A 9,908-nucleotide genomic window follows, 5' to 3' on the forward strand; every position below is an offset into this window, starting at 1 on the left:
ATAGACAGTATATAGCGTTAGACCATACGCCAGCATGAAAAATGTCCATTACACCGTAAATCAATTTTACTATCGTTCGAGTCAAGCAGTTGCTGATCAATAGTATTCGATTTTTTAGATATAATGATATGGAAATTTACTACAATTTGAAGGCTTAATATTAACTATCGTATTATTCCACAGAAAATGCCGGACATTAAGAGAGATTAAGTAGTAGATCCGTGGGGCAGCCACAAGCATATTGGTAACAATAGCAAACATGTACGTCAAAACGGACAGTACGGATTAACCTTACGCTACTATAGCACTTGTAAATTATTTGCTATACTGGCGCGCATAATTGGCCAAATTGGCATAAATGAGAAGGGTAGGTGGGTATGCACGCGTGGGTGATTGGTAATTGGAAACAAAATCCGGCAACGAGTCAAGATGTCGATATCTTGTTAGATGACTTGTTGGCTAACGTTGCTAAAAAAGATCAGACCACACCGGAGGTATCAAGTCGTTGCCAGTTGATGGTGGCGCCAAGTTTCATTCATTTAGCAGATGTCAGCACCCGTTTAAAAGATAGCTTGATACTTTGTGCTGCTCAAGATATCAGCGCTCATAGCCCAAGTACTGGCGCTTATACTGGTGATTGTTCGGCACAGCAGGTATCAGACGCTGGTGCAAAATGGACGATACTTGGTCATTCTGAGAGGCGGCAGTATCATCAAGAGTCGCAAGACTGCTTGCTGCACAAGATGACTCACGCCATCGCTCAAGATATGGGTGTGGTGTTTTGTATCGGTGAGACTCAAACTCAGTATGATGCAAAAGAAACGCTTGATGTCGTTGATGAGCAGTTATCAGTGATTAAAGCGCTTCTTGCTCAGCAACCAGATAGTGCCAACTTATTAGCTGAGCGTCTGATCGTCGCCTACGAGCCCGTATGGGCGATCGGGACAGGCAAAGTGCCAACGGTAGAAGAGGTGAGCAAAACTCATCAGCATATTAAGCAAACGGTGGCAGGTTTTGCTGATTCGTTGGGTAGTATGACAGTCTTGTATGGCGGTAGTGTCAATGCTGACAATGCCGACAGTTTCGCTGCGGATTCTATGATTGATGGTGCGTTGGTTGGCGGCGCTTCTTTAAAGGCAGACAGCTTTTTGGCAATCGCCGATGCTTTTGATCGTGCTAGCCTTTAGCTTGCCAAAAGAATTTGTCGCAAGAACACAATAGATATCAATGCTGTCGTCTATATCTTAAATGTCTGTATCAGTTAGTAAAAGTGGGTTTAACACTGACCTTGCAATCGTGTACAATGCGTCCTATTTAATTTCAATATGATTGACTCAGATTCATCGCATGCTTGTTGCTTGCACTTTTAGACTTAAGATTTACTTTCTGTTATCAGTCGTTATTACGCGGCAAAAGAGGCCACCATGTATACGTTTATATTAGCCCTGCACATTATTGTGGCGATTGCCATGATTGGCTTGATTTTGATACAGCATGGCAAAGGGGCAGATGCTGGGGCTTCGTTTGGTGCCGGTTCATCTGGTACCGTCTTTGGTGCCGCTGGCACTGCAAACTTTCTAACCCGTGCGACGGCAGTGTTGACGGTGGTGTTTTTCATTACCAGTATGACGTTGGCCGTCAATGCTCGTGAGCAAGCGGAAGGTCAGTTTCGTTTAGATGCACCAGTGGTAGCACCGGAGACACCACGTCCGTTGACCGAGGATCCGCAGTAATCACTGCTGCTATCACTTGAGTGGCGTATTACTTAGGTGACACATTACTTAGGCGACGGCTATTTGCAATACCGTTGTTTGATTGAACTAAGTTATTATAAGCGACTGCGCCACTATTGTTTTTCTTTTGAGTAGGCAGTGCTTGCTATTTTTAGATATTAGCCTTACAATGCTTTTCTGTTTTTAGTAGTCCTACGCTATCGATGCCAGCCTCAAGCATCAAATACGATAGGTTGAATACTAATACGGAGTAGTAAAAATGCGATTGTGGTGGAATTGGTAGACACGCCATCTTGAGGGGGTGGTGGCGCAAGCTGTGGGGGTTCAAGTCCCCCCAATCGCACCAAGTTTGATGACGCCGCATAGCGTCAAGTTGGATTTATCGGTTGGTAATGATTGATTTAAAAATAATTTAAAATAATTATTGACAACCCTATTAAGTTTCCCTATAATATGCGTTCTAGATTGATGCGGGGTGGAGCAGTCTGGTAGCTCGTCGGGCTCATAACCCGAAGGTCGTTGGTTCAAATCCAGCCCCCGCTACCACTTTTTGTACTGATATCTTGTACACTAAATTTGTCAGTAATGATTAACCCACCATTATGTTTGTGGGTTTTTTTGTATCTGATCGTTAGTGTCATCGCGGTTCTATCCTACTTATGCTAAGCTCTATGTGCTCTCAAGTACGATACGAGCCCTCACTTGTCATCATTGGCATGAATGTCTCGTAAAGATTCTATCTTTTATTCCTCTTTTCTTGATCGATAGTTTTGCTTTATGAGTCATATAAGCAATGTTTGACTGAGCTTGATGTTTCTTGGATCAGCCATATATAGAACATATAATGACCTGTCTGTGGCTTACAGCATGTGAGTGTTGCTTATATTGATGAGTGAATGCTAGCAGCAAGCGATAAACAGGATGACCAATACGGTTTACCAAGTACGATAGAAAAGTGAATAGGAAGAAATAAAGAGATTATGAAGCTATCGACCAAAGTTGCAGAACTGACAAATATTATTGCCCCTGCAGTAGCCGCTTGTGATGTGGCGTTGTGGGGCATAGAGTTTGCGCCGCAAGGCCGTCGCTCACTACTGCGTATTTATATCGAGGCGTTGCCAGAAGACCAAGCCCAAGATAAGCACGTGACGATTGAAGACTGTGCTGCTGTGAATCATCAGGTGAGCGGTATTCTTGAGGTTCATGACCCCATTGCTGGCGAGTACGTTTTAGAAGTATCGTCACCCGGTTTTGACCGTGCATTCTTTTCAGATGAACAAATGCATGACTATGTGGGTCAGACAGTGAGTGTGCGTCTGATACAGGCTATTGGTACGGGCGAGCAGAAACGCCGTAAAGCGACAGGTACTTTAGATAGCATCGATGCAACGTCATTACAGCTGACTGCCGCTGATGGCGAGCAGTTTGAAATTGCATTAAGCAATATTGATAAAGCCAACTTGGTTTATGAAGACGTTTAGTTTTGTTAGTACGAACTGATTAAACCAACGGGCTGAATAATGCTCCTCTGAAGCGGCTAAACAAAATTAGCAAAAAAATTTGGTTTAATGCGGTTCGTTAACACTAAGCATCGTAAACCAATAGCTTGCTTTGCAAACAGCCAAGACGGCTGATGAAAAGTAAGACGTCAATACATTAATGATAAAATTTAAGTCAATTAAAAAATGATAGGACAGGTATAGCATGAGTCGTGAAATTTTAACGGTAGTAGAAACTGTCAGTAATGAAAAGGGCTTAAATCCTGAAGACATCTTTGAGGCCATTGAAGACGCTTTGGTGGTATCAACTAAGAAAAAAGTATACACCGAACAGCCGGAAGTGGCTGTGCGAGTGGCCATTGATCGTACAACTGGCGATTATGATACATATCGTTATTGGACAGTGGTTGCAGACGAAGACCACGAAATGCCTGCTTGTCAGTTAGCTATTACTGATCTGGATCAAGATCAGTGGTCGATCGGCGATGTAAAAGAAGAACAAATCGAGTCGATTGAGTTTGGTCGTATTGCTGCAACCCAAGCCAAACAAGTCATCATTCAAAAAATACGTGAAGCCGAGCGTGCGCTCGTGGCAGATGCTTTTGAGACGCGTGTTGGTGAAATGATGTATGGCGAAGTCAAAAAACAAACACGCGATGGTTATATCATAGACTTGGGCGACAACGCCGAAGGCTATTTATCACGTGATCAAATGCTGCCACGCGAGCAGTTACGTGCAAAGTCTCGTATCAACGCCATCTTATATCACGTCAATCGTGAAAACCGTGGCGCACAGCTGCTGTTGTCACGTACGCATCCTGAGATGCTATCAGCCTTGATGCAAAAAGAAGTACCAGAGATTGCGGAAGAAATCATCGAAATCCGTCATGTTGCTCGCTTGCCAGGTACACGTGCTAAAATAGCAGTGAAGACTAACGATCATCGTATCGACCCTGTCGGTGCTTGCATCGGTATGCGTGGTACACGTATTCAAGCGGTACAGCAAGAGCTTGACGGTGAGCGTATCGATGTGGTGGTTTGGTCTGATGATCCGGCTCAGTTCATCATCAGCGCTTTAGAGCCAGCCGATGTGAGCAGTATTATTTTAGATGAAGATGCGTTAACCGCAGATATCATTTTTAGTACCAATGACCAGTTAGCACGTGCTATTGGCTCACAGGGTCAAAACGTTCGCTTGGCCTCTGAGCTAACGGGTTATAAACTAAATATGATGCTAGAAGAAGAATATCAGCAGCGCCAAGAAAATGAATCGAAAGCATTCATTGAGTTATTCTATGAGCGCCTAGAGGTCGATTATGACTTAGCACAAGCACTCGTTGATATTGGTTTCACTAGCATTGAAGAAGTAGCATACGTACCAGTTGATACCTTCTATGAAATAGAAGGTTTGGATGACGAGGCGATTGATATTATTCAAGAGCGCGCAAAAGACGTCGTCATCGCTGATGAGCTGGTCAAACAACACAATATGAAAGAGCCAAGTCAAGAGCTACAAGACCTTGAAGGTATGACTGTCAGCTGGGCTTATAAAATGGCCCAACGCGACATTATTACCGTCGATGATTTGGCAGAACAAGCTGTTTTCGATATCGAAGATATTGAAGATTTAGATTCTGAAACTGCAGGAAAGCTCATCATGAAAGCTCGGGAATCTTGGTTCGATGAATAAGCGGTAACTGCATATCGCTGTCTTTTGGTGATATGCTATTGAAATTAAAGCGCTGATGACAAGTATCAATGTAATATTATAGACCATACTTATGTCAGCCTTACCCCAATCATTTGTAGCCAACAATTGAATTGAACATATAGCAAATAATAGACAGTAGGTGATATTAAATGGCAGATAAGACCGTCAAAGAACTGGCAGATATGGTAGGCAAAACCACAAGTGCTGTTAGGCAGCAATTGGTAGATGCCGGGCTGCCTGCTCGCGCAGAGGGTGACCCAGTCACCGAGCTTGAGCAAGAGAAGTTGGTGACGTATTTAAAGCACAGTCATGGTCAGCAAGAAAAGCGTCGTATTAGCCTTAAGTCTAAAACGACTAGCACCGCACGCGTGACCGGCTCTTCAGGTAAATCTAAGAGTGTCAATGTTGAAGTGCGCAAAAAGAAAACATTTGAAAAGCCAAACCCAGAGAAAATGGCTGAAGAGTTAGCGGCCCGTGAGCAAGCGCTTATTGAGGCGCAGGAACGTGCGGCTAAAGAAGCTGAGGAGCGTGCTGCTACTAAGAAAAAAGCCGAAGCGCGCCAAGCTGCTACTCTAGATGCAATGCGTGCAAGCTTGGGTTCTAGCAAAAAGTCAAATGACAAAAACGACGATGTTGCTAAATCAGTGGTTGTGAAGAAAGGCAGCAAGGCTGCTGCTGAAGTCAAAGCCAAACAGCAACCTAAGAAACAAGTAGTTGCGACTAAGCCAAAGGTTGAAACCGCTGCTGAGCGAAAAGCTCGTGAAGCACGTGAAAAAGAAGAAGCGCGTTTACGTGAAATCGAAGCGGAAACTCGCCGTGCGCAAGCGGAAGAAGGACAAAAACGTACGCTTGAGCAAATGCGTAAGATGGCTGGTAAGTATAAAGATCGTGAGCCCGTTACCGAAGTCCGTAAGGATGAGCCATTGGCTGAAGGTATCGTTGGCGAAGCACTAGAGCAGTCATTTGAGAAAGAGCGTCGCGAGATTAAGCGAGGATCTAACAGTACAGGTGCTCGTGGTCGCCGCCGCAAAAACCAAAGTGAGCGCGAGTTCAAAAACAACAAAAATGGGTTGCGTTCAACGCAGGCAGCACAGCACAAGTTTGAAAAACCCGTTGAAAAAATCGTCCATGATGTCGAGATTAGTGAGCGCATTACTGTTGCTGACTTAGCTCAGCGCATGGCAGTCAAAGCACGAGAAGTGACCAAGCTGCTAATGAAGATGGGTGAGATGGCTCGTGAGTCAGATACCATCGACCAAGCAACAGCTAGCCTGATTGTTGAAGAGATGGGACACAATCCAGTTCCAGTTAGTGATACGAAGGTGGAAGATGATCTTCATGTTGCCGTTGATGAGCGTAGTAGTAATGTCCAAACGCGTCCACCAGTAGTAACAATCATGGGTCACGTCGATCATGGTAAGACTTCATTACTAGATAAGATCCGTGAAACCAAAGTAGCGACTGGTGAGGCTGGCGGTATTACCCAGCATATCGGTGCTTATCATGTGAAAACGGATCGTGGTGTCATCACTTTCCTTGACACACCAGGTCACGCCGCCTTCAGTGCGATGCGTTCACGTGGTGCTCAAGCGACTGATGTTGTCGTACTAGTGGTTGCCGCTGACGATGGCATGATGCCGCAAACAGCTGAAGCGATCGATCATGCACGCGCTGCCGGTACGCCAATTATTGTTGCTATTAACAAGATGGATAAGCCAGGTGCTGACCCTGATCGCGTCCTTAATGACCTCACTACCAAAGAAGTGGTGTCAGAAGATTGGGGTGGCGATACACCAATGGCACGTATTTCTGCCAAAACAGGCGAAGGTATCGAAGACCTACTAGAGCTTATCGGTTTGCAAGCTGAACTGATGGAACTAGAAGCACCACTCGATGGCGCTGCTCAAGGTGTGGTCATCGAATCAAGACTTGAGAAAGGACGTGGCCCTGTCGTTAGCGTACTCGTTAAGAAAGGGACGCTAAAACAAGGCGATCTGGTCTTAGCCGGCGAGTCTTATGGCAAAGTCCGAGCAATGACAGACGAGCGTGGTCAGCGTATCAAATCGGCTGGTCCTTCTATTCCGGTAGAAGTGTTAGGATTGCCTGAAACACCCGCTGCTGGTAGCGAGTTCTTAGTTGTATCGGATGAGAAAAAAGCACGCGAAGTGGCAGACTTTAGAACCAATCGTGAGCGTGAGCGCCAGCTTGAGCGTCAAAATGCCATGCGTCTAGAGAGCATGTTTGACCAGATGGCACAGGGTGATGTGTCGTTCTTAAACATCGTACTGAAAACAGACGTTCGTGGTTCGTTAGAAGCGCTATTGGCTGCGCTGGATGAGTTATCGACTGATGAAGTAAAAGTCAGAGTCATTAGCTCGGGTGTCGGACCTATCTCTGAGTCAGACGTCACGCTTGCTGAGTCTAGTGAGGCAGTATTATTAGGCTTTAATGTCCGTGCTGACGCAACTGCACGCCGCAAAGCAGACGATGCTAAGATGGACATTCGCTACTACAGTGTTATCTATGGTTTGATTGATGATGTAAAAGCAGCTATGAGTGGTATGTTAGCGCCTGAACACCGTGAAAAAATCCTTGGTGTTGCTGATGTTCGTGAAGTCTTCCGCTCTAGTAAGTTTGGTGCAGCCGCTGGTTGTATGGTGGTTGAGGGTACTATCTATCGCAACAAGCCTATTCGTGTCTTGCGTGATGATAAGGTTATCTTTACTGGTCAGTTGCAATCATTACGTCGCTATAAAGATGACGTCAATGAAGTGCGCACCGGTATGGAGTGTGGCCTTGCTGTACGTGGCTACGATGTTGAAGCAGGTGATAAAATCGAAGTCTTTGAAATACAAGAGTTCGCCCGTACTATCTAACACTCGTACTCGATAGTTGAGTACCACACGATGCAACATGCCTAATTGGCTGAGCAAGTGAGGTATTTATTTATTATTCAGCTATACTTAGGCCTAACAGGTATATCCTGCTAGGCCTTTTTCATCAGCAACCAGCATTTATGTCATTGACTGATTATTATGCCGATGCAGCGAAACAGCAATGATATTAGAATGTGTGAAGCGTTCGCGAATACGCAATTTCAAGGTTGAACGCTTCACGCTATCTAAACTTTATAAACAAGCAAATATATAGATTGATAAAAATAAGCCATATTAATGTAAGGTAATAACATGAACCAACGCTTACAACGTTTAGCTGATCAAATTCAGCGAGAGCTTGCCGTCCTCATTCGCGATGCCGTTAACGACCCCCGTTTAACTGGTTTCGTGACTCTGTCTAGTGTCAAAGTTAGCCCTGACTTAGGGTATGCTGATGTGTATGTCACTATCATGGAGCCAGAGTTGAATGATGCCATGACTAAGACCAACCACGAAGAGAGTATCAAGGTGCTGAATAAAGCCGCGGGTTTTTTACGTACCGAGCTAAGCCATAGTCTGAAAACCCGCACGACGCCGCGTTTGCGCTTTCATTATGACGAAGTGACTGCGCGTGGTAATTATATGATGGACCTAATCAATCAGGCTGTCAGTAAAACCGAAAAAAACGAGAATGATGAGTAACCAAGCGTATGCCAATTCCGTCTAAACAAGCCGATAAAATAAAAGTCTCAGGGGTTATTCTAGTAGATAAGCCTGAGGGTATGACGTCTCAGCAGGTGGTGTCAAAAGTAAAGTACCTTTTTAAATCACCGAGTCATAATAGTAAAAAAGCAGGTCACACAGGAACGCTTGATCCGATGGCAACTGGTCTACTGCCTATTTGTTTAGGTGAGGCCACAAAGTTTAGCCATTATCAATTGGATGCTGATAAGTCTTATCAAGCGACGATTTTTCTGGGCAGTCAGACGGATACTGGTGATGCAGAAGGTCAGATCATTGAGACAATGTTGGTGCCAAAATTTGACACAGTGGAGTTGGATAGAATTGCACAGCAGTTTTCAGGTAAGCAGCAACAGATACCACCGATGTATTCTGCATTAAAGAAAGACGGAAAAAAACTATATGAGTACGCCCGTGCTGGTATAGAGGTAGAGCGCCCACCTAGAGATATTTTAATTAAGGACATTGAGTTAAAACCGCTTGATCAAGACAAAATTCAGTTGACGGTGACTTGTAGCAAAGGCACCTACGTGCGCGTACTTGGCGAAGATATTGCCAAGGCTATGGGAACTTTGGGGCACTTGACAGCACTGCGTCGTATACAAGTTGGCAAGTTTGATGTTGATGAGGCGATCACGCTTTCGGAGTTAGAAGCACTGCCGCTGGATAGCCGACAAGCAGCGCTGATGCCGGTAGATGCTTGTATTGATATCAACGCAGAAATGATATTAACGCCTGAGCAATGCAAACGTATTCACATGGGTCAACGCCTAAATGTGTTCGACCAATTAACAGAAGACCTTAGAGTTTATATCTCAAATCAGGTTCGTGGTCAATTGTGTGAAAAGAAGAGTCACGATATTAACGAAAAGTCAGATAATACTACCAGTACGCAGCCCTTAGAGCATGAAGTGCCGGTAGATATCCGTTTGTTAAATGAGCAAGAACTGTTTCTTGGATTGGGTGCGGTAAGTCTCAATGGGCGATTGCAGCCTAAAAAGCTCATTCAGCGTTAATGATACATTGTTAAAATAACCCGCTAGTAAACCTCCTCCAGTTTACTAGCGGTTTACACTAATCACATATCCTCACATTTTATTGCAGGTTTCGCCTATGGTGAAACCTGCTTTTTTTGTACAGTAATTACATCAGCTAGGGAAAGCTGATCGAAAAATAATTAAAAGTGCATAATAAAAACATATGTGGAACGTGAAATCCGTAGAGAACAAAAAATTAAGAAATAAAAAACTAAGGGATCAAAAATAAAATTATAAGTCCTAATAAAAAACCTTTAATACTTTCGATAGCGGCTAAAAATTTACATCCATGAACAAAAAAACCACGAACA

7 protein-coding genes and 2 tRNA genes are annotated in these 9,908 nt (G+C 44.2%); all 9 read left to right on the plus strand.

Going from position 1 to position 9,908, the window contains the following annotated elements; all coding sequences use genetic code 11:
• The first annotated feature begins 377 nt into the window (after positions 1-377).
• Positions 378-1,187, plus strand: a complete 810-nt coding sequence (tpiA, locus tag L0J61_RS05980; protein ID WP_301465429.1) for a triose-phosphate isomerase — start codon at positions 378-380, stop codon at positions 1,185-1,187.
• Between the two features lie 237 nt (positions 1,188-1,424).
• Entirely contained in the window at positions 1,425-1,733 is a 309-nt protein-coding gene (secG, locus tag L0J61_RS05985; RefSeq protein WP_301465423.1) for a preprotein translocase subunit SecG, read from the plus strand.
• A 261-nt stretch (positions 1,734-1,994) separates the two neighbouring features.
• Positions 1,995-2,079 (plus strand) — tRNA-Leu (locus L0J61_RS05990).
• 123 nt (positions 2,080-2,202) lie between these two features.
• A tRNA-Met gene (locus tag L0J61_RS05995) sits at positions 2,203-2,279 on the plus strand.
• Positions 2,280-2,713: 434 nt separating this feature from the next.
• Positions 2,714-3,214, plus strand: a complete 501-nt coding sequence (gene rimP, locus L0J61_RS06000) for a ribosome maturation factor RimP (RefSeq protein ID WP_301465424.1) — start codon at positions 2,714-2,716, stop codon at positions 3,212-3,214.
• A 223-nt stretch (positions 3,215-3,437) separates the two neighbouring features.
• Complete coding sequence (nusA, locus tag L0J61_RS06005; RefSeq protein ID WP_301465425.1) at positions 3,438-4,922, plus strand: transcription termination factor NusA; 1,485 nt, start codon at positions 3,438-3,440, stop codon at positions 4,920-4,922.
• Positions 4,923-5,092: 170 nt separating this feature from the next.
• A complete protein-coding gene (gene infB, locus L0J61_RS06010) occupies positions 5,093-7,819 on the plus strand; it encodes a translation initiation factor IF-2 (protein ID WP_301465426.1) in 2,727 nt (908 codons plus the stop codon).
• Between the two features lie 312 nt (positions 7,820-8,131).
• On the plus strand, positions 8,132-8,521 hold the full coding sequence (locus tag L0J61_RS06015; protein WP_301465427.1) for a ribosome-binding factor A: 390 nt from the start codon (positions 8,132-8,134) through the stop codon (positions 8,519-8,521).
• An 8-nt stretch (positions 8,522-8,529) separates the two neighbouring features.
• The gene (gene truB, locus L0J61_RS06020; RefSeq protein WP_301465428.1) at positions 8,530-9,576 is read left to right on the plus strand and encodes a tRNA pseudouridine(55) synthase TruB; all 1,047 of its coding nucleotides are present in this window, start codon (positions 8,530-8,532) and stop codon (positions 9,574-9,576) included.
• Positions 9,577-9,908: the final 332 nt, after the last annotated feature.

Origin of the sequence: Psychrobacter sp., from assembly GCF_030457785.1 — a bacterium.
In the GTDB taxonomy this organism is placed as follows: Bacteria; Pseudomonadota; Gammaproteobacteria; order Pseudomonadales; family Moraxellaceae; genus Psychrobacter.